The following is a 20,733-nucleotide window of genomic DNA, read 5'->3' on the forward strand; positions in this document are numbered from 1 at the left end:
CCATGGCGGCCCGGCCGTCAGTTGCCGATCGCTACCGGGCCAGCGTCAGCCCCGGCCGCCGTAGCGGGTCCGGCCGTCGTCGGTGACGTCCTTGCCGAGCCGACGGGTCAGGTGCAGCCCCTCCAGGACGAACTCGATCCCGGCGGCGGCCTCGTCCGGGGTGGGCGCGTCGCCCAGGCCGAGCCGGTCCAGCACCTTGGCCAGCCCGGGAACCGTGCCCACCTGGCCCAGCAGTTCGGCGGCGGCGACCAGCTCACCGGTCTCGATCACCGCGTCGTCGGCGACCAGCGCGGTGAAGCCGGACAGGTCGATCCCGGCCAGCCGGGCGCGGAACGTGTCGGCGGTGGCGGTCCGCAGCAGGTGGCCGAGGATCTCCGCCTCCCGGCCGTCCTCACCGCTCTCGAACTCCACCTTGCCGCGCAGGGTGCTCACCACCGACACCGCGTCCCCGACCCGCGCCACCGGCTGAGTTGACAGGTGGGCCGGCTGGGTTGGGGGCCGGGCTGGTAGGAGGGGTCCCCTGTTACCGCTTTTTGAGGAGGAGGGGACCCCTGCAGGCACCTCGGACGAGGCGGGTGACGAGCCGAGTGCGGGTGCGGGTGCGGCGGGTGCTGCGGGTGCGGTCGCGGCGAGCAGGCCGGACCGGCGCAGGGCAGCGGCGGCCACCGTCTCAGCGGCGGCGATGGCGAACCGGGCGGAGACCCCGGAGCGCTGGTCGACCGAGGGCGAGTCGCGCACCCCGCGGGCGAAGCGGGCCAGCACCTCCAACACGTGCTCCGGCACCTCGGCGACGAGCTGCGCCTCCTGCCGGATCAGCGCCAGCTCCAGGTCCAGGTCAAGCGGGTAATGGGTACGGATCTCCGCGCCGAAGCGGTCCTTCAGCGGAGTGATGATCCGACCCCGGTTGGTGTAGTCCTCCGGGTTGGCGCTGGCGACCAGGAGCAGGTCCAGCGGCAGCCGGAGCTGGTAGCCCCGGACCTGGATGTCCCGCTCCTCCAGCACGTTCAGCAGCGCCACCTGGATCCGCTCGGCCAGGTCGGGCAGCTCGTTGACGGCGAAGATGCCCCGGTTCGTCCGGGGCACCAGCCCGAAGTGGATCGTCTCCGGGTCGCCCAGCGACCGGCCCTCGGCGATCCGGATCGGGTCGATGTCGCCGATCAGGTCGCCCACGCTGGTGTCCGGGGTGGCGAGCTTCTCGCCGTACCGCATCGACCGGTGCAGCCAGCCGATCGGCAGGTCGTCGCCGGCCTCGGCGACGGCCGCCCGGGAGGCCGGGGTGAGCGGGTGCATCGGGTGCTCGTTGAGCACCGAACCGGGGATCACCGGCGTCCACTCGTCGAGCAGCCCTGCGAGGCTCCGGATCAGCCGGGTCTTGCCCTGGCCCCGCTCGCCGAGCAGCACCAGGTCGTGTCCGGCGAGCAGCGCCCGCTCGACCTCGGGCAGTACCGTGTCGTCGTAGCCGACGATGCCGGGGAAGCGCTCGCCGCCCGCCCGCATCCGGGCGAGAAGGTTGTCGCGGAGTTCCTGCTTGACCGTACGGTGCTGGTGTCCGGCCGCACGCAGCTCGCCGAGCGTGCCGGGCAGGTCGGTCGGCGGGACCGGAGGTACCTGGGAAGGCGCAGTCACCTGACCAAAGCTAGCTCACACCGGGGAACTCTCCGTCGCACCAGCCGTCCGACGAAAAACCGTTCAGCAACGTTCACTCATCCACCGCCCATCACCAGGAGTGCCATGATGAACGATCCGGTCGTTACCCGGTACGCCACGCTCGCCGACCTGGAGCACGTCATCGACCTGCACACCCGGGCCCGGCTCGCGTACTACCAGGCGGGCGGGCTCACGGCCGACGCCGTCCAGGGGCCGGCGGTACGGGAGGCGCAGCGGACCGGCTGGGCCGAGGCGATCGAGTCACCCCACAAGCGGGTGCTCTGTGCCACGGTCGGGGACGACATCGTCGGCGTGGCCGCGATGGGACCGCCGCTGGCACCTACCCCGGACACCAGCCGGGCCGGTCAGCTCTACCAGATCCACGTCGTCCCCGGCAGGTGGGGAAACGGCATCGGCAGCGTCCTGCACGCCGCCTTCGTCGACTACCTGACGGAGGCCGACCTGCCGCTCGGCATCATCGAGGTGTGGGAGCGCAACACCCGCGCCCTGGGCTTCTACGCCCGACACGGCTGGCGACCGGACGGAGGATCCCGCCCCGGCCCGGAATCCTCCCGGCACCTCTTCCTTCGCCTCGACCCGGCAGCGAGCCTCCGGTAGCCACCGCACCGCCGTTTCGTCGATATCGGGGCATCGGAACGGCCGGACAGGCCCATTCCGGCGATATGGAGTGGATCATCCGGGGCCGGGGGGGGTGGAGGGCGCGACGCGCCGTGGATCAACCCGGCCGGGCGGGTCAGCGGGTGCGGGCGCGGAGGAGGCGGGGCACCGCGGCCAGGCCGGTGACCGGCTGGAAGCGGCGGGCGGCCGTGAGGAGGGCGTCGTACTCGTCGTCGGTCAGGTCGATCTCGGCGGCGGCGGCGTTGCGTTCCATCTGCTCGACGCCGGACGCGCCGGGGATGGCCACCACGTTCGGGTGCCGCAGCAGGTAGGCGAGGGCGGTCTGGCTGGGCGTGGCGTCGTGCGCGTCGGCCACCTCGCGCAGCGTGTCGATGAGCGCGGCCCCGCGTTGCAGGTTCTCGGGCAGGAAGTACGGGTTCGCCTTGCGGATCGCCCCGGTCGGCGGGTTGGTCGCGTCATACCGCCCGGAGAGGAAGCCCTGGGCGAGCGGGCTGTAAGCGATCACGATCCGGCCGGTCCGTTCGGCGTACGGCAGCAGGTCGCTCTCCGGTCCCCGGTCGACCAGGCTGTAGCGGACCTGGTTGCTCAGCACCCGCCGACCCAACGCGACCTCGGCGAACTGCCACCGGCGGAGGCTGTAGTTGCTCACGCCCACCTCGCCGACCAGACCGACGTCCTGCAACGCGCGCATGCCCCGCATGATGGTGTGGTCGCCGACCACCGGATTCGGCTGGTGGACCTGGTAGAGGTCGAGGTGGTGGACGCCGAGCCGGGCCGCCGAGGCGACCGCCCGCTGCTGCACCACCGGCGCGATCGGGAACGCCGGGAACACCTTGGTGGCCACCACGGCCTTCGACCGGTCGTCGCCGAGCGCCGCGCCGAGGATCCGCTCGCTGCGGCCGAACCCGTAGATCTCGGCGGTGTCGAAGAGGGTGACCCCGAGTTCCAGCGCCCGCCGGACGATCTGCGCGGCCCGCTGCTCGTACTCGGGACCGTAGCCCCACTCCCGCGAGCCGAACTGCCAGGTGCCGAGGCCGATCTTGGAAATGGGCTTGGGGGTGTTCAGCGGGACATAGCGCATGAAGCGACGCTACCCCGGACCGCCTCGGTCACCGCCGACTTCCGGCGAGGGTACGGCAGGGGCGCCCCACAACCGGGACGCCCCTGCCGGCGGTCACTGGTAGACGGTGTTGGTGCCGACGTCGCGGATCGCCCCGGAACGGTTGCCGGTGAAGTCGTTGCCCGGTCCGACCACGGTGACCAGACACCGGCTGGTGGCGATGTTCAGGCCGAAGCGCTGGGTCTTGGTCTCCTGGTCGTCGGTGGACACGTTGCCGGCGACGACGTTCTCGACGCAGACGACGTCGACGGGGCTGGTGAGCCGGATGCCGTCCCGGCCGGACGTGTCGTCGGCGCTGTTGGTGACGTGGTTGTTCATGATCTGGTTGGCGGTGCCCCCGTCGACGTTGATCCCGTCCTGTCCGGCCTGGTCGACGACGTTGCCGGAGATCACGTTCCGGTCGGAGGTCTTGTTCGGCTGGTCGGCGTCGGCCGAGGAGCGGTTGATCTGGATGCCGTGCCCGCCGACGTCGCTGATCGCGCAGCCGGTGACGGTGTTCCGGCTCGTGGCGAGCAGTTCGATCCCGTCGCCGGCGGCACCGGTGATCACGCAGTCGCGCACGGTGTTCCCGGCGGAACTCCAACCCTGGTTCTTGCCGTCGAAGACGATGCCCCGCCCCCGGGCGGCCGTCACCCGCACCCGCTCGACCAGCACGTCCACCCCGTCGTCGAAGTCGAGGGCGTCACTGGTGGACCGGGGCGCACCAGCGGCGACGACGGTGAGGTCCCGGACGACCATCCGTACCGCGCCCTTGGTGTTGAAGGGCTCGGTGTCGGCGGCGACGTCGCTGTGGTTCCGGATGAGGGTCTCGGCCATGCCTGCTCCGGCGATGGTGATGTCGGCGATCTGGACGAGCTTGAAGTACTCGCCGCCGAGGTCGAATTCGCCGGGGCCGAAGGCGACCGTGCCGCCGCCCCGGCCGTCCAGTTCGCTTATCGCGCTCTCCACGACGGCCTTCAGGCTGCCCCGGTAGGTGTGGCCGGTGACCTGCGAGACGGCCTCGTAGGTGTTCTCCCCGACCCGAGCGACCAGGTACGGCGAGGGGCTCGGTGGGGCCGGCACGAGCAGTTCCGGCTTGGCCGTCCCCTCCCGGCTGGTGATCCGTACGCCGGTGTCGTTGCCCGTGGTGAGCGCCAGCGTGACCGGCCCGTCCTCGGTGACCAGCGCGGACACGTCCACCGAGACCCAGGTGCCGGCGGAGACCGGCCCACTGCTGCCGACGACGGCACCGACCGGCGGCGCGTCGTGGTAGGTCAACGTCGTCTCCTGCCACGGTTCGTCGCCGACCGCGCGGACCTCGACGCCGGTGCTGCTGGCGGTCTCGACGTGGAAGCGGAGCAGCGCGGAGGGGACAGCGTCGACGCCCTGGACGTCGAAGCGGAGGTACGCCACCGCGACCGGCAGGCCGTCCACCTTCAGGTAGCCGTTCCCGTGGTTCGTGGTCGGGGCCATGCTGTCCACCCAGGCGTCGGCCGTCGGGACGATCGCGGCCGGGGCGTCGCCGGCCGCCTGGACCGGAACAGTCGTCGGGCCACGCGTGTCGGCCGGCGTCGGGGTGTGGGCCGGGATCGGGGTCGGTGCGTGGGGCGTCGCGGCGGCTGCCGTCGGGGCGGGCCCGGAACCCACCGCGACGACCAGCCCCAGCACCGCCACCACTGGCCGGACCAGCCGGCCACGTGTCGTCCGCATCATCTTCGGTTCCTCCTCACCGGCCCCGGCGGCCCTGGCGCGGAGGGTGTCGCGCCCTCCGCGCCAGGGCGTCAGAGGTCCACTGGATCCACCCGCGGGGCGGCGCCCCGCTGGGTCGGTGGGGTGACCGCGGACCGGGCCCGGCGTCGGCGGTACACCAGCCAGAGGGGCGGTACGGCTGCCACGGCGACGGCGGAGAGCAGCGCTCCCCAGGCGGGCAGCCCCCAGGGCCGCTCGTCGGACGTGGCGTGGCTCTCCAACAGGACGTCGTGGTCGACGGCACGGCCGAGCAGGTCGGCGAGGACGTCCAGGTACGCCCCGCCGTGGCGTTCACTCGGCTCGATGTGGGTGTTCTCGCTGAACTCGTTCCAACTGATCACCCCGAGGGCGTCCGGCGCGGAGCGCCGCGCGGCGGTGAACGAGGCTCGCAGCGTCCGGCCGTCCCGCCGGTCCACCTCCCGCCGGCCGCCGATCATGCGTGCGTCGAAGCCGGGCGCGACCGGGGCGATCCAGAGCCCACCGGTACGCTTCACCGCCTCCGACATGGCGGTCAGCTTCCGCTCGGTCTGCTCCTCGACGGGGTCGGCGGAGGACCAGTAATACGCCTGGCCGTCCAGCGCGCCCCGGGCGGCGGCCACCCCGTCGACGTTCTTGGCGTTGCCGAGCACGAGCAGTCGGCGGCGGGCCTGTTTGACGGTGTCGTCGATCTGCTCGGCGGTGAACTTCTCGCTGCCCGTCCAGACCACCACCGGGCGGCCGAAGACGTCGAACACCGGGTCGGTGGCGTACCGGTCGGCGAAGTGCGCCAGGTCCGCACGGACCGTCGCCAACGGCAGCGGGTCGCGGGCGAAGTCGAGCCCCTGGTAGACGATGCCCAGCTTGAAGCTCTCCCGCCGGGCGATGTCGACCAGCGCGGCGAGCCGTGCGTCGAGCTGCGGGGTGTGCTTCCAGGAGACCAGGAACCCGTCGATGCCGGCGGCCTTGGCCATCCGGACGTGCCGGCGCAGGATCTCGGTGTCGTCGCTGGAGTACCGACCGAGGGTTGGATAGTCGGTCTTGGCCCGGTTCCACGAGGTCGGGTTGAACCAGATGTAGTAGTAGGCGAGGACGGGCACCTCGGCGGAAGCCGCCTGGGCCGACATCCCGGCGGAAGCCGCCTGGGCCGACATTGCGATGGGAGTCGCCTGGGCTGACACGGTGGCGGGAGTCGTCCGGGTCGGCGCGGCGGACGCCGGTCGGTCGGCGACCGGCACCGGGGCCAGCAGCGCCAGCAGCGCGGTGACCGCGACGGCCGCGCCGGACCGGCCACCGACCGACCGGGCCTCGTTCGCTGGCACTCCGGCTTCCGCGCCGTTTGCTGCCGACGGCACCTCCGGCGGGTCCGCCGATCGGGCCGCCACCGGCCGCTTGGCCTGGGACGGAGTTGGCTGCCCGGTGGGCGGCTGTTCCGAAGGAACGGCGGTGGGCACGGGAGTCGGCTGCCCGGTGGGCGGCGGGGCCGGCTGTTCCGAAGGAACAGCGGTGGGCACGGGAGCTGGCTGCTCCGGCACGGCCGGCTCGATGCGCGGCGGATCCGCCGGCTCGGGGTGCGGCGGGGCGGCCGGACGTCGGGAACCGGGAAGCCGGAGCCAGGCGGGGCGACGTGCCCGGCCAGGACGACGGGAATGGGCAAGACGGCGGGCCCAGGCAGGACGACGGGCGCGGACGAGCCGCCGGCACAGGTGTGGTCGGCCGGCCAGGACCAGACCGAGCGCCACGACCAGCACGCCGAGGACCACCAGGCTCAGGTCGAGCGGGCTGATCACGCTGAGCACCACCTGCTGGTCGCGGCTGATGCTGACCGGACGTCCGAAGGAGACGCCGCCCCCGTCGACCCGCACCTCGTACGTGCCTCGGGGCAGGTCGGGGACGAGCACCGTACCGTCGGCGGCGAACCGGAGGTCCTCGACGCGGCCGTCCGCCCGGGTAAGTCGCACGGCCTCCCCCGCCTGGCGACTGAAGATCATGTCTGCCGCGCTGAACCTGACCTTGAAGAACAGCAGCTCGATGATCCACGCCTGCTGGTCCCACGGCACGAACCGCTGGGCGGCCCGGTTGACCACCGAGGTGCCGTCCACGACGACGCTGTCCACCACGTAGTAGAGCTGCTTCGACGCCAGCCCGCGCGGTCCCTGCTGGGTACGGCTCTCGGCCACCCAGCGGGGCCGGGCGAGGTCCGCCCCACTCAGCTCGTGGATCTCCCCGGTGCTGCTGCGCAGCCGCAGGCTGGTGATCCGGTCCACCGAGACCGGGGTGCCGACCCGTTCCACGAAGCTCCACGAGACCCGGCGGACGGTCCGCAGCCCGACCTCGACGACCCGGCGCACCCCGGCGTCCGGGCTGCCCCGGAAGCGGTCGAAGACGACCCGCCGGTCCGGGCTGACCGCCGCCGGGGCGACCGCGATCCGGTCGGCGAGGCCGAGGAAGTTCCGCACCCGTACGGCGATCCGCCCGTGCGCGTCGGAGCGGGCAGTGCGGCCGTCCACGGTGACCTGCACGCCGGGCAGCGGTGGCACGGTCTGCATCCGCAGCACGCCCGGCCGGCGGGACGCGGGACCGTCGGCCACGGCGGCGACCGGGGTGAGCGCCAGCAGCGCCGCCACCACGGCCAGGGGCAGCAGCAGGCGACGAAGCGGCCCGGTCATCGTGACCTCCGTCCCCGCAGCGCCGCCGTGGCGACCAGCGCCCCGACGAGGGCCACCGCGACGGCGTAGGAGGCGTAGACCGGTTCCGGCCGGGGCCGCTGGACCTCCGGTGGGTGCCGTTCGGCGTCGAGCAGCACCGCCGGGCGGGGTGGCGCCGCGAAGTCGAACGCGCCGAGGAAATTGGCCGCCTTCCGGTCCCGCTCGGCCAGCGGAGCGAGTCCCCAGTTGACCTGGATGAACTTCAGCACCGAGGCGAAGTCGAGGGTGGTGGAGTCGACGTGACCCCGGCGGGCGTACGGGCTGACCAGCAGGGCGGGCACCCGGAAGCCGTAGCCGTACCGGTCGACCTGCGGCGGGGTGACGTGGTCGTACCAGCCGCCCCAGTCGTCGTACGACCAGAAGAACGCCGAGGAGTCCCAGGCCGGGGAGCGCATGAGCTGGGTCAGCAGGGACCGGACCAGGGTCTGCCCGGCCCGGATGTTGCCCGGCGGGTGTTCGCTGTTGCCGGCCGGGGCGACGAACGCGACCGCCGGCAGTTCGCCCTTCGCGGCGTCCTCGTAGTACTCGTCCAGGTCGACGATCCGGCTGAACAGCTTCGGGTCGTCGATGTAGCGGGCGTACGCCAGCAGCGGCACCCAGATCACCTGCGCGCCCCGGTCGATCTCCTCCTCGGCGGTACGGGTCCGGAAGGTGATCGTCGGGTCGTAGTTCTGCACGTAGAACTTCCAGCTGATCCCGGCCGCCTCCAGCCGGTCGAAGATGGTGGGGATTTCCCCCCAGCCGGTCGGCGGGATGGTCTCCGCGTCCCCGTACGCGCCGGGGCCGCCGGTGACCCGGAACATGTGGTTGCGGATGCTGCCCGAGTTGGACGAGCTGAAGAAACGGTCGAAGACGACGTACTCGTCGGCGACGTTCCAGTAGTAGGGCAGGTCCCGGTCGTCGTAGTAGGCCATCGCCATGGTGCCGTCCTTGCCCTGCTTGCTCACCCCCTCGACGAAGCCGTCCATCTTCCCGCCGTGGTATTGGGTGCGGAACGCCTCGGCCGAGTGGTCCAGGTCGATCGCGCCTCGGTCGCCGATGTGGAAGGGCTCGACGCAGGGCTCGGGCTGGCCGCGTTTCACCGGCATGCAGACGCCCTCGGGGATGCCGTCGACGCCCGGTCGGGTGCCGAAGTAGTTGTCGAAGGTGTGGTTCTCCTGCATCAGGTAGACGAGGTGCCGGATCGGCGTACTGGTCGCCGGCCCGTTGGGTGGGGCGACGGCCGCGCCGGCCCCGGCAACGGCCGGCAGACCGGGCTGGGCGGCGGCAGCCGGCGCGTCCAGCGGCGCGGCGGAAGCGAAGGCCGGCGCGGCGGAAGCGAAGGCCGGCGCAGCGTCCAGCGGCGCGGCGGACGCGGGGCCGGGGACGGCGGCGATCGGTGCGGCGGCGGCCAGCAGCAGGGCGAGCGCCGCGCCGAGCGGACGGCGGAGTGGGCAGCGGGTCTGCCGGGCGGTGGGGGATGTCACGGACGCACCTCGTAGATGACGATCACGGGGACCGGAGTCCGGTCGGGGCTTTCCACGTACTCGGTGTGCACCACCCGGCCGTGGTAGCGCCGGACCAGGGTCAGCAGCCGCTCGGAGAAGTACGTCGAGCGTCGGGCGGAGAACGAGTCCCAGACGACGTAGTGCAGGTCGTTGGCGCGCATCGACGCGTCCGGGTTGTGTAGCGGCGTGTAGGACGGGTTGCGGTGCAACGGGTTCGGGCTGACCGACAGCCCGTAGCTCTGCCGGCTGCCGTAGTAGCGCACGATGTTCGCCATCGAGGGGCCGACGGTCAGCACGACCGAGCCCTTCGGGGTGTTCGCCGCCAGCCAACGGCCGGCCTCCCGGCCACCGGGCACGCCGCCGGAGCCGGCCAGGAAGGTGGTCCGACCGGCGTGGTTGACCGCGTTCCAGCAGGGCCAGAGGAGGCTGACCGCGACCACGGCGACGACGACCAGCCGGACCGCCGGGACGAGCTGGGTCGGCACCGGCCGGTTCGGCCACGCCCGCCGGAGCAGCCGGGTCGGCACCGGCAGCGTCACCAGCGCGCGGGCGGCCAGCAGCACCAGCGGCACCACCACCGGCAGCAGGTACTGGAAGCCCTTGACCGGCCAGAGCTGGAAGAACACCACGGGTACGGCGATCCAGGTCAGCAGCAGGGTCTCCCGCCAGGACCGGCGTCGACGGGTCCACCAGAGGCCACCCAGCGCGGCCGCCAGCACCAGCAGACCCACCGCCGTCGGGACGTTGTCCAGGTAGAAGTCCATCGGGTGGTTCGGGCGGCGGAGGAGCTGCCACACCAGGTAGTTGCGGCCGGTGCTGCTGCGCCCGGCGAGGGCCTGGGAGATCGGGTGCACCGCGAAGATCGCGGCGAGCACCGGCAGCGCGGCCAGGGTGACCCGTACCGGCCGGCGCACCATCGGGGTGAGCGCGAGGAACGCGTACACGCTGCCGGCGAGGACGACGCTGGTCTCCTTGGTCAGCATGGTCAGGCCGAGCATCGCGGCGGTGGCCAGGTACCAGGTCAGCCGTTGCCCCTGCACGAACCGGACCAGGCAGTACAGGGTCAGGGTCGCGAAGAACACCATCGGCCCGTCGAGCAGGACCTGCCGGGTCACCACCACGTGGTACGGCATGACCGCCAGCAGCAGCGCGGCAACCAGCCCCACCCGCCGGCCGTAGAGGCGTACGCCGAGCGGATAGACCGCGAGCACGGTGGCGACGCCGAAGACGACCACCACCACCCGCCCGGCCAGGTCCACCTCGCCGGAGTGGAAGAACGGCGACAGCAACGCCTGGAAGAGCATCGGGTGGGCGCGGAAGACGGGAAAGAGTTCGGCGTACCGCGGGTTGCCGGCCAGGGAGGCGGCCTGCCCGGCGTAGACGGCCTCGTCGCTGTTGAAGCCGAGCGCGTCGAGCTGCCAGGCCCGGACGACGGCGGCGACCACGGCGATCGCGGTGAGGACGCCGAGCGCGGCCGGACGACGCTGGGCGGCGGCGCCCGGCCAGGCCGGCGTCGACCACCAGCCCCCGGCGGAGTCGGTCGACGGCGACGTCCCGATCCGCTGTCCGGGCGGGCTCGTCGGAGAGGTGTCGGTGGTGCTCACACGATGCCTCCGGCGCCGGCCATCTCGGCGTCGTCCCACCGGGGCCACACCGGTGCCGGCACGGCGGGGCGGCGGGACGCCTCGCCCCGCTCCTCGCGGAGCAGCCGGGGGATCTCGTCGGCCCAGCCGAAGCAGTCCGAGGAGACGACCCGGGCGCGCACCGTGGACAGGAACTCGGCGAGGATCTCCCGCTCCCGGTGCCGCAACTGGGTGTAGCCCTGCCCGGCGATGGTGATGGACGGGGCGAGGTACCGGAACGGCGGGAAGCCGTACGCGTCGTCGGTGTTGTCGATCATCCGTTCCAGCGTCTCGGCGGGGTCGAGATCGCTGATCCCGGGCGCGCCCCGCTCGATGACGAAGAGTTCCTCCACCCGGGTGCTGGTGCCCATCCGGCACGGGACCAGGCGGTCCACGCTGTACTTGGGCGGCGGCACGAGCAACTGGGTGACCGCGTTGATGCCCATGATCGGCAGGTTGAAGCGGGCCAGGGCCAGCGCCAGCGACCGGCCGCCCTTGGAGTGCAGCCGACTCTGGATCTGGAGCCGCCGCCACTCCCGTGGGGTGAGGTCCTGGGCCTGCACGGCACGCAGCGTGTGCGCGCTGATGGTGAGCGGCTTGGGGAAGCAGAGCGCCGTCCCGTCCGGCCGGACGATGGTCATGTCGTCGGAGAGGAACAGTCCACCGTGGTCGCGCAGCAGACGCAGCACGGTGGCGGTCTTGCCGGTGTCGGTGAGCGCCGAGAGCATCACCCCGACGCCGTCGAGGGTGACGCAGGCGGAGTGCAGCAGCATGTGCCCCCGGGACACCATCACGAAGCGCAGCAGCGCCTCGATGATGTTGGTGTAGACGACGTGCGGGGAGCGGGCCAGCAGCGGACCGACCTGGATGTCGATCGGGGGGCCGAGCTGGATGCGGAAGTTCGCCCCGAGCCGGCCGAGCTGTTCCTCGTACCGCAGCACCGCCTGGCTGGCGTACTGGGTCATCGCCGCACGGCGCTGCGGGCCGCGACCGCCCACGTCGGCGACCCGGACGGCGATGTCCACGTCCTTCTCGGCCACCCACTGGGCGCGGAAGAACTCCAGTTCGGGCAGGCGGATCTGGGAGCCGATGGTGACCACGCCGGCCACGTCGTACCGGTACTTGAGGTACTGGTAGCGGTGACGCGACGGCGGGGCGACCGCCTCCGTGCCGCCGACGCTGACCAGCATCCGTACCGGGTCGCGGCGGCCCCGGTCGTCGGCGGTGTAGATGACCCGGTCGTTGACCAGGAAGCGGACCAGGAAGAGCCCGACCAGGGTGACCGCGTTCGCGGCGAGCACGCCGACGCCCGCCCAGACCAGTGCCTGGAGCACCGGCAGGCGCAGCAGCAGCAGGACGTTGTTGAGCAGGAAGAAGCGGGTGGCGCGGGCGGGCAGTCCGGCCCGGCGGTTGCGCCGGTAGATCAGGTTGTCGACCAGGAGGAAGTTCCAGGTGGTGGAGACCTGGGTGGCGAGCGCCGCGCCGAGCAGGTGGTGCAGTTGGGCGGGCTCGTAGAAGAACCAGAGGGCGGCGGTGTTGACCGCCATCCCGGTGAGGCCGACCAGGCCGAAGGCGACCATCCGCCCCACCTCGTGCAGGCGTTCCCGGACGGTGCGGGGGCGGGTGCGGATCTGACCGACCAACCGCTGGCCGCGCAGCCGGGACAGGTGGCGCAGGAAGGCCAGCCCCTCCCGCAGCGTGGCCTTGGAGCGACCGGCGTGCCGGGCCGCCATCTCGTACGCGACCTCGGCGACCCGCGCGGCCGGGTGCCGTACCAGCAGCTCCAGCAGGACCTTGAAGCCGACCGGGTTCATCCGGTCCAGCCGGACCACGTCGCGACGGAAGGCGAACAGTCCGCTCATCGGGTCGCTGACGGTGGCCAGCCGACGCGGGAACAGGCTCTTGACCAGCCGGGTCGCCCAGGACGAGGTGGCCTCCCGGACGAGTCCGTCCAGGCCCGCCCGGGAGCCGTCGCCGGCGTACCGGGTGCCGACCACCACGTCCACGTCGTGACGCATGGCGATGGCGGCGAGCATCGCGGCGGTCTCCGGCGGATGCTGGAGGTCGGCGTCCATGACCAGGACCCAGTCGCCCCGGGCGTGTCCGGCGCCGAGCAGCACCGCGCCGCTGAGGCCGCCGGTCCGAGCGGCGGCCGGGCGGTGCAGCAGCCGTACCGGCAGTGGGGCGTCGGCCGCGACCCGGGCGACCACGGCGGGGGTGTCGTCGTCGCTGTCGTCGACGACCACGATCTCCGCGCCGAGCGAGGTGACCAGTGGGACGAGCCGGGCGATCAGCACCGGCACGTTCTCCGCCTCGTTCCGGGTGGGCACCACGACGCTCAGCCGGGGTGGCCGGTCGTCGGCCGCTCTCCCGAGCTCCTCGGGCACCGCCGTGGAACTGTCCGGCGTCTGCCTGATGGTCGGGCCGAGTACGGCTCTGGTCATGCCTACCCCTCACGGTCGAACTGAACGCTGATCGAGCCATTCGTCCGACCGACGGGCAGCACGTGAGGAATTCTCTTTCGAGGAAAACGTCACCGCCGACGCGACTGCGCCATATCCGCCGACCAATGGCCCGGGCAGCGAGAGCGTACGAGCGGCGAACCAGACGCGTCCATTGCGGAAACAGTCGACAACGCGACATGCGGGCAGGCGTGTTCCTCCGCGACGCGTTCACGTTTTTCTGATCGTTTCACCAGCTCAAGCGCTACGAAGATCAGATTGACGCGATCATTTGCAACAATTCCTCACCGGGGCTTCGGCGACATCGGTAAGGGAATTTCCATAGGCGAGTTCCATTCTCGTTCTGGTGGCCTTTTCGCGGTCCGAAGAACGCCGGATCGGCCGGAGAAACGCACCCGGCCGGCGGCCGGGAGTCAGTCGAACACGCCCGGCGTCACGGGCCGGTCATCGGGACGGAGGGCCGGCTGACGGCGGTTCGGCCGGACCGGCGGGCGGACGGACCGGCTCCGGCGACGGATCGACGGGCCGACGCGCGGACGGCGGCGCGGCGGCGGGCGGCGGGGCGGGCGCGCCGGGCGGCGGCAGGTCGCGCAGGTCCGCGACGAGATCGGAGACCTCGTCGCCGCGCCAGTCGCACCAGGTCCCGGCCGGGGCCGGGGCGCGACACCCGGCGGACGCCTCGATCGCGGTGCCCTCGCCCCACTCGTTCCAGGTGGTCACCAGTTGCCAGCGTGCGCCGGAGGCGTTCATCCGGGCGAGGTTGGACCGCCAGCGGTCCTGGTCGCGGGCGAGGAAGGGCGTCTGCCCGTACGCCAGGCCGGCCTTCCAGTAGCCGGGCGAGACGCTGAACGACCCCTCGCCGGGGGCGGTGCTGAAGTCGTGCTCGGCGCGGGCCGGGCCGTACTGGTGCCACCCGTCGATCCGGGCGATGTCGGGGCAGGTACGGAAGCCGGGGAAGACCTTCAGGTTGATGTGGACGCTCTCGCCGTACCGCTGGGCCAGCAGGTCGCGGACCTGGTTCCAGCGTTCCACCGTGGCGCAGCCCCGTTCGGTGGTGCTGTCTCTGGCGTTGTAGACGAAGACCACCATGCCCCGGCCGGGCAGGACGGCCAGCGGGGAGCGCGCGCCACCGTAGGTGATTCGCAGGTAGTGCAGGTCCTCGACGATCCGCTCGGCGTCCACCTCGGCGGCGCCCTCCGGCTCGTAGTAGGGAGCCCAGGCGAAGCCGGTGTTCCGCGCGCCGGCCATCAGCGCCGCCCAGTGCCGGTCGGTGGTGGTGCCCCGACCGAACCAGGAGGCGATCCCGACGGTGATCCAGCCCTGGCGCATCTCGGCGACCTGCTCCCGGACGGTCGCCTCGTCGACCGGGTAGAACCCACGGGCGGGCCGGTAGTTGGTGAACGGGTCCAGTCCCTGCTGCTTCCACGCCTCGGGGAACCACGGGTAGTAGAAGGCGGCCCGGACGACCGGTGCGGCGCGGACGACCAGCCGCACCTCGACCTGACGGGTCACCGAGGCACCCCGGCCCTCGACGGTCAGGGTGAAGGTGCCGGGGCGGGTGGAGATCGAGGTGTGCAGGGTCAACTCGGCCGACGCGCCGGCGGTGACGACGGCCGGGGTCGCCTCGGCGGTGGTCCCGGCGGGCAGGTCGGTGACCCGCAGGGTGACCGGCTGGGCGGTGCCCGCGGTGACGGTGGTGTCGACGGTGAACCGGGCCGGATGGCCGGCGGTGACGGTCGCCGACCTCGGCGCGGCGGCGAGCGCGAAGTCGCTCACCGGGACACCCCGGGCGAGCACGGGTCGCCCGCGGGAAGCACCGCCCGGTTCGGGCCGGCAGCGGGGAACGCAGCCCGGTCGGGGCTGATGGACCGGTCGGGGCCGGCCGGCGCGGAGGGAGCCGCTCCCGGCGGCGCGGACCGCGCCGGGGTGGGGTCGACGACAGGGAACACCATGGTCAGCACGACGGTGACGACCACAACCAAACGACGAGACATTCGCCCAATTTAGAGGGCTATGTCCGTTTTTTGATTACGACGCGCCGCTCCCGCCCCTACGACGAGATCACGGGCGTGACCAGTCGAAGGTCATGCCCAGCCGGGCGGCGAGCGCGTCGTTGTGCGGCGCGAAGTACCCGGTCAGCTCCGCCCGGACCGCCGGGTCCATCGCGCTGCTGCGCCGGTCGTTGAACACCTCGTACCGGTCGAGCTGATGCGTCGGCAGGCCGAGGAACTCCAGGACCCGGGCGTACGTGGCGGCCGGCTCACGGTAGAGCGTCTCGCTGGGCAGGAAGAGCATCTGCTCCCGGTCGAACCGGGCCAGCCAGGGTTCGAGGTGCTCCAGGTACCGGCCCCGGGCCCGGTAGGTGTACCAGTCGTACGGCTCACTGAAGTACGTCTGGTCCGCGACGAGCCGCTCCCGCTCGCCGGCCGTCCGCTCCTCCTCGCGGGCCAGCGCCTCGGCGAAGTCCAACGGCTCCTTCCCCTCGGTACGCCGCTCCTTCCAGTGCGAGTACGCCCGCTCCACCGGATCCCGGAGCAGGAAGATCAGCCGTACGTCGGGCAGCAGGTCGGCGACCCGCTGCGCGGCCAGCGGGTGGAACATGTACAGCGGTGCGGCCTCCCCCACCCGGCTCGGCCCGTCGTGTCGCCGTTCCAGCGCCCGGCGCTGCCGCGCGGTCGGGAAGTGCGACCGGTACCACGCCTCGCCCCGGCCCCAGTTCTCCTCGAAGTAGTGCGAGGTCTTGGTGTTCCACGCCGGGAAGAGCCGGGGCACCAGCGGGTGCGCCAGCAGATACCGCCAGAGCGAGGTGGTCCCGCCCCGCTTGGTCCCGGTGATCAGGAAGTCCGGCAGCGGACGCTGGTCGCTGGTCCACTCGCCGTAGCGCACCAGCGAGCCGCGCACCCGCGTACGTACCCCGGTGGGCAGCGCCGCCTTGGCCCGATCCCGGATCGTCATCCCATCTCCTTCGTTCCGCCGGCTCCGGCCACCGCCGTCCGGTCGGGTGCACCCTCGTCGTGCCGGTTCCCGGCGGTCGGTCGCAGCGTCGCCGCAGCGGCCCGCACCACGCGACGGACCCGGCGGTCGAGCAGCAGCAGTAGGCCCCCGGCCAGCAACAACGCCACGGTCAACGTCAGTCCGGCGACCCCCCGGCCGGCCACCGTCGCACCGACCGTGGCGACCACGGCGGTGCCCGCGCCGGCCAGCGCACCGGCCCGCAGCACCGCACCGGTGAGCAGCGGCTCGCCGACGGCGGTCCGGGCGGCCCGCGCAGCGAGCAGGTTCTCCACCACGATCCCGACCGCCCAGGCGACCGCCGCGCCCAGCACACCGTGCCGAGGCACCAGGACGACGGCCAGGCCGACGTTGAGCACCAGACCGGTCGCGGCGGCCATCAGGTGCCGGCCGCTGTTGCCGCTCATCAGCAGCATGGTCTGCACGATCCCGACCCCGGAGTTGACCATCATCGCGCCGGCCAGCACGGTCATCGCGGTCGCGCCCGCGCCGAACTCCGGGCCGAACAGGCTCAGGAAGCCCGGGGCGAAGAAGCCGAGGACCAGGTACGCCGGCCAGGAGAGGACGATGATCATGATGGTGGTCCGGCGGTAGACCAGGGCGGCGTCGCCCGTCCGGCCCTGCCCCAGCAACCGGGAGAGCTGCGGCGCGACCGCCACCCGGAGCCCCTGCATGACCAGCAGCCCGGCGAGCACGTACCGACCGACCCCGCCGAGCACGCCCGCGTCCGCCTGCCCGGCCAGCGCGGTGGTGAGCAGCACGCTGAGCCACATGCTGCTCGCGTCGATGGCCGCCGACGCGGCGCGGGGCAACGCGAAGCCCCAGAAGGTCCGCCAGTCGGCCCGCTCGGGGCGCAGCCCGGCACCCGAGGTCAGACCGAGCGGGCCGAGCAGCATCAACGCGCAGGCCAACGCCGCCAGGGCCGCCGGGAACAGCCAGCCGCCGAAGGCCAGCACCACCCCGGCGCCACCGGCCACCGCCGCCAGCACGAGCAGCGGCCGGACCAGCGGCACCAGCACGTACTGGACGGCCACCACCGCGGTCACCGGGCGGACCGCACGGACCGCGGCGATCAGCACGGTCATCGCCACGGTCAACGGCAGGGTGGCGAACGCCAGCCGCAGCAGCGCCGGCCCGTCGCCGCCGGGCCGGTCGAACAGGACCGGGGCGAGCGGGCCGACCAGGGCCACCCCGACCACGGCGACCACGACGGACCCGAGCAGGGTGGGAATCAGCGCCACCGGGAGCAGTCGGGCGGCGTCGCCCCGGGTGCCCAGCCGTCGCCGGGGCATCGCCCAGACCAGAGCGGTGTCCGCGCCCGCGCAGCAGAGCACGCCGACGATCGTGACGACACCGATCGCGGTGAAGATCGCCCCGGAGCCGGTCGGGCCGAAGCCGCGCACGATCACCAGGGTCAGTACGAACCCGAGGAGCCCGTTGACGGCCGCGCCGACCAGCCCGACCGCCCCGCTGCGGGTGCCCCGCCGGACCTCACTCCCGGCCGTGGTGGTCGGAGCAGGGTCAGACACCACGCCCCCGCCGCTGCGCCAGGCTCAACACCCGTTCCCCGGAGATCAGACCCAGCGCCACCGGCAGGGTGACCAGCACCCGCTTCTCGACCGGGTTGAGCCGGACCACCCGGACCAACTCCCGCAGCGCCTCCCCCCGACGGTGCCCGGAGGCCAGCGCGAAGGCGATCTGACCGTGGATCCGGGCCAGCCCGGTCCGGCTACCGGCCAGCTCGGGGTGCTTGTCGAGCAGATAGCGGGACGCCTCGACGATGGTCGCCCAGCGTCCGAAGAAGAACGACCCGCCGTGCCAGTCGACCACCACCAGCACCTCGGGGGCGATGACCACCGGCCCGTGCGCGGCGACCCGCAGCAGCCACTCGTAGTCCTCCCCGTAGCCGCCGGGGATCTCCTCGTCCACCGGGCCGATCGCGTCCCACGTGGACCGCCGGACCAGCATCGTGCTGGAGTGCACCTCCATCACCCGGTCGGCGAGGAAGTCGGTCAGGGTGACCTCGTCCCGGTCGAGCCGGCGTTCCTTGGCGATGCCCGGCCCCTGCAACCGGATGCCGCAGCTCGCCGCCGCCGCGTCCGGCCGGGCCCGGAGCAGGTCGACCTGCCGGGTCAGCCGGGCGGGGAGCCACAGGTCGTCGTCGTCGCAGAAGGCGATCAGCTCGCCGGTGGCCACGTCCGCGCCGGTGTTGCGGCCGCCCGGCAGTCCCTGCCGGTGGGTGTTGTTGACGTACGTGAGGGTCCGTCCCCGGTCCGGCACCCGGACCTCCAGCGGCCGGATGTCGCAGTGGTCGTAGACCACCACGCACTCGACCTCGCCCGGGTAGTCCTGGTCCAGCACCGCCTGCACGGCCCGTTCCAGCAGGCCGGGGCGGTCCCGGGTGGCGATCACCGCGGTCACCCGGGGGTACGTCTCGTCGGTCGGTGCCAGGTCAGTCACGTCCATCCCTCGTCAACACGAAGCCGACCGGGTTCACCCCGGCGGCGCGGAGTCGCTCCACCAACCGGCTGAGGCGGGCCGTCCGGGTCTTGTCCCGGGCGGTCACCAGCACCGCGAAGCCCGCGCGGGCGATCCGCACCCCACGGTCGTCGCGGGTGGCGGCCGGCGCGTCGAGCAGCACCAGGCCCCGGTCGTCGCCGGAGTCGAGATCACGGATGAGCCGGACGACGCCGGCGCCGATCCGCACCGTCCGGTCGTCGGCCGCCGGAGCCGAGGCGGTCGGGGTGACCGGGGTGACCGGAACGCTGGCCGAGGCGGTCGCGGCCGGCGGCATGGCCGGCTTCGGTGCCTCGGCCGTGGTCCCGGACCGGTACACGCCGCCGTTCTTGGGCTCCGGCCCCGGGCTGGGCCGGGGCTTGCGGACCGGGGGAATCAGCACCGTGTCGTCGGGGCCGGCGGCCGGGGCGGCCCCGCCCGCCGGTCGGGGCGTACGCACTGCCGAGATCTGCACGGTGTCGTCCATCGAGCGGGGCGGGGCGGCACCGTCGGTCGCGCGCGGCTTCGCGATCAACTCGACGGGGGGCGGCGTGGGGAGAGGGTTGGTGAGCTGGGGCCGGGTGGCTGGTGCCACCGGCGGGACACGTCGCTGGGCGGCGAGCAGGACCGGCCGGATCTGCTCCAGACTCTCCGGGGAACTGCCCAGCCGCACGTCGTGGCCGGACTCGGCCAACGCGGCGGCCAACCCGGCGCTCACCTGGGCGCGGCCCTCGTCCTCGTCGCTGGAGAGCACCACCAGGGGCACCGGTCTCGGCCGTTCGACCCACTGGTTCAGGGCGAGAACGAGGTAGCGCATGTCGGACGTGGCGGTGTCGCCCGTGCCCCGGTGCACCGTGCCGAGCAGCGGCGAGCCGATGATCTCGGACGCCTCGTTGGCCGAGCGCACCCGGCGGTCCATCGCCTCCCGGACGAAGGCCAGCAGCGTGCCGACCAGCACGCCGCCGAGCAGCCCGGCGAGGACGAAGATCGGGGCGGAGTCCCGGTTCGAGGGGACCGGCGCGCGGGCGGCGCTGGTGACCGAGCCGGGGCTCAGGTCGGCCGAGGCGATCTTCGAGCGCTGCTCGGCGAGCTGGGCGAGCTGGTCGTTGAGGGCCCGGATCTGGTCGAGCAGGGCGCTGGTCCGGGGGCCGCTGTTCGAGCCCTCCTCCGGCAACTGCCGCTGGGTGGTGGCCCGCTGTGTGGTGACCAGCGCGATGGTGTCGTCGTACGACTTGAGCACGGCGCCGCGCTGGTCCTCGTACATCCCCTTGCGGAGGCTGAGGTATGTCTCGGCCGCGCCGTTCGCGCCCGCGACCGCGCCCTGTTCGCTCTGCCCGGCGTAGGTGAACCGCAGGAGCTGCCCGCCGACCGGGGTCTCCACCTTGAGCGCGGTGGCCACTTCCTCGACCTCCCGGCCGGTGATCTGGGCGACCCGGTCGATGACGTCGTTGCTGGTGGCGATGCCTGTCTCGGCGGTCATGTTGACTGCCCGGTCGGCGCCACCGGCGGGCAGCGAGAACGGGTCGGTCACCACCGGCCGCACCACGACCACGGTCGTCGCGGTGTAGACGGCCGGAATGAAGACGAGGTAGGAGACGACCAGGAGCAGCAGCAGCCCCGTCGCGGCCAGCACGGTACGCCAGCGACGCAGCGGGATCCGCGCGAGATCTGCCACCCCGACAGGGCGTGGCCGGGCGACGTCGGTCGCGTCCATCAAACAGGTCCTCTTGGGTGCGGCGGGGGCTGTACGGGAGTGCCGGTGGTCGACCCACACTCGCGGACGGCCGTTCCTCCCATTGTCGTCGACTGGCGGCCTCAGGTCCCTCCCCCGGTCGC

The 20,733-nt window shown here is 72.8% G+C and carries 14 protein-coding genes; 1 reads left to right on the forward strand and 13 read right to left on the reverse strand.

Going from position 1 to position 20,733, the window contains the following annotated elements; translation table 11 throughout:
* Window positions 1-45 precede the first annotated feature (45 nt).
* Window positions 46-1,626, reverse strand: a complete 1,581-nt coding sequence (locus tag GA0074692_RS19470) for a magnesium chelatase ATPase subunit I (RefSeq protein ID WP_091646638.1) — start codon at window positions 1,624-1,626, stop codon at window positions 46-48.
* Window positions 1,627-1,734: 108 nt separating this feature from the next.
* Between GA0074692_RS19470 and GA0074692_RS19475 the strand changes: the two genes are divergently transcribed.
* Window positions 1,735-2,265, forward strand: coding sequence for a GNAT family N-acetyltransferase (locus GA0074692_RS19475; RefSeq protein WP_245730376.1), 531 nt, complete (start codon window positions 1,735-1,737; stop codon window positions 2,263-2,265).
* A gap of 136 nt (window positions 2,266-2,401) precedes the next feature.
* On the opposite strand, the gene GA0074692_RS19480 is transcribed toward GA0074692_RS19475, so the two are convergent.
* From GA0074692_RS19480 to GA0074692_RS19535, 12 genes are all read right to left on the reverse strand, one after another.
* Complete coding sequence (locus GA0074692_RS19480) at window positions 2,402-3,367, reverse strand: aldo/keto reductase (protein ID WP_091646640.1); 966 nt, start codon at window positions 3,365-3,367, stop codon at window positions 2,402-2,404.
* Window positions 3,368-3,460: 93 nt separating this feature from the next.
* Entirely contained in the window at window positions 3,461-5,098 is a 1,638-nt protein-coding gene (locus GA0074692_RS19485) for a CBM96 family carbohydrate-binding protein (protein ID WP_091646641.1), read from the reverse strand.
* Window positions 5,099-5,166: 68 nt separating this feature from the next.
* Window positions 5,167-7,779 carry an endo-1,3-alpha-glucanase family glycosylhydrolase gene (locus GA0074692_RS19490; RefSeq protein WP_091646642.1) on the reverse strand — a complete coding sequence of 871 codons (2,613 nt, stop codon included), beginning with the start codon at window positions 7,777-7,779 and terminating at the stop codon, window positions 5,167-5,169.
* Complete coding sequence (locus GA0074692_RS19495; RefSeq protein WP_091646643.1) at window positions 7,776-9,284, reverse strand: alkaline phosphatase family protein; 1,509 nt, start codon at window positions 9,282-9,284, stop codon at window positions 7,776-7,778. Before GA0074692_RS19495 ends, GA0074692_RS19490 begins: the two co-directional genes overlap by 4 nt.
* Window positions 9,281-10,909 (reverse strand): glycosyltransferase family 39 protein, encoded by a 1,629-nt coding sequence (locus GA0074692_RS19500; protein ID WP_091646644.1) that lies wholly within the window; start codon window positions 10,907-10,909, stop codon window positions 9,281-9,283. The genes GA0074692_RS19495 and GA0074692_RS19500 overlap by 4 nt, the downstream gene beginning before the upstream one ends.
* Complete coding sequence (locus tag GA0074692_RS19505) at window positions 10,906-13,371, reverse strand: glycosyltransferase (protein ID WP_091646645.1); 2,466 nt, start codon at window positions 13,369-13,371, stop codon at window positions 10,906-10,908. The genes GA0074692_RS19500 and GA0074692_RS19505 overlap by 4 nt, the downstream gene beginning before the upstream one ends.
* A gap of 462 nt (window positions 13,372-13,833) precedes the next feature.
* The gene (locus GA0074692_RS19510; RefSeq protein WP_141725341.1) at window positions 13,834-15,165 is read right to left on the reverse strand and encodes a glycoside hydrolase family 71/99 protein; all 1,332 of its coding nucleotides are present in this window, start codon (window positions 15,163-15,165) and stop codon (window positions 13,834-13,836) included.
* Complete coding sequence (locus GA0074692_RS19515; RefSeq protein WP_141725342.1) at window positions 15,162-15,383, reverse strand: hypothetical protein; 222 nt, start codon at window positions 15,381-15,383, stop codon at window positions 15,162-15,164. Before GA0074692_RS19515 ends, GA0074692_RS19510 begins: the two co-directional genes overlap by 4 nt.
* Window positions 15,384-15,450: 67 nt before the next feature.
* Window positions 15,451-16,344 (reverse strand): sulfotransferase domain-containing protein, encoded by an 894-nt coding sequence (locus GA0074692_RS19520; RefSeq protein ID WP_091646648.1) that lies wholly within the window; start codon window positions 16,342-16,344, stop codon window positions 15,451-15,453.
* The gene (locus tag GA0074692_RS19525; protein WP_425413346.1) at window positions 16,341-17,933 is read right to left on the reverse strand and encodes a lipopolysaccharide biosynthesis protein; all 1,593 of its coding nucleotides are present in this window, start codon (window positions 17,931-17,933) and stop codon (window positions 16,341-16,343) included. Before GA0074692_RS19525 ends, GA0074692_RS19520 begins: the two co-directional genes overlap by 4 nt.
* A complete protein-coding gene (locus GA0074692_RS19530) occupies window positions 17,923-18,861 on the reverse strand; it encodes a glycosyltransferase family 2 protein (protein ID WP_245730377.1) in 939 nt (312 codons plus the stop codon). Before GA0074692_RS19530 ends, GA0074692_RS19525 begins: the two co-directional genes overlap by 11 nt.
* Window positions 18,854-20,611, reverse strand: a complete 1,758-nt coding sequence (locus GA0074692_RS19535; protein WP_091646650.1) for a YveK family protein — start codon at window positions 20,609-20,611, stop codon at window positions 18,854-18,856. The genes GA0074692_RS19530 and GA0074692_RS19535 overlap by 8 nt, the downstream gene beginning before the upstream one ends.
* Window positions 20,612-20,733: the final 122 nt, after the last annotated feature.

The sequence above is a fragment of the Micromonospora pallida genome, from assembly GCF_900090325.1.
GTDB classification, from domain to species: Bacteria; Actinomycetota; Actinomycetes; order Mycobacteriales; family Micromonosporaceae; genus Micromonospora; species Micromonospora pallida.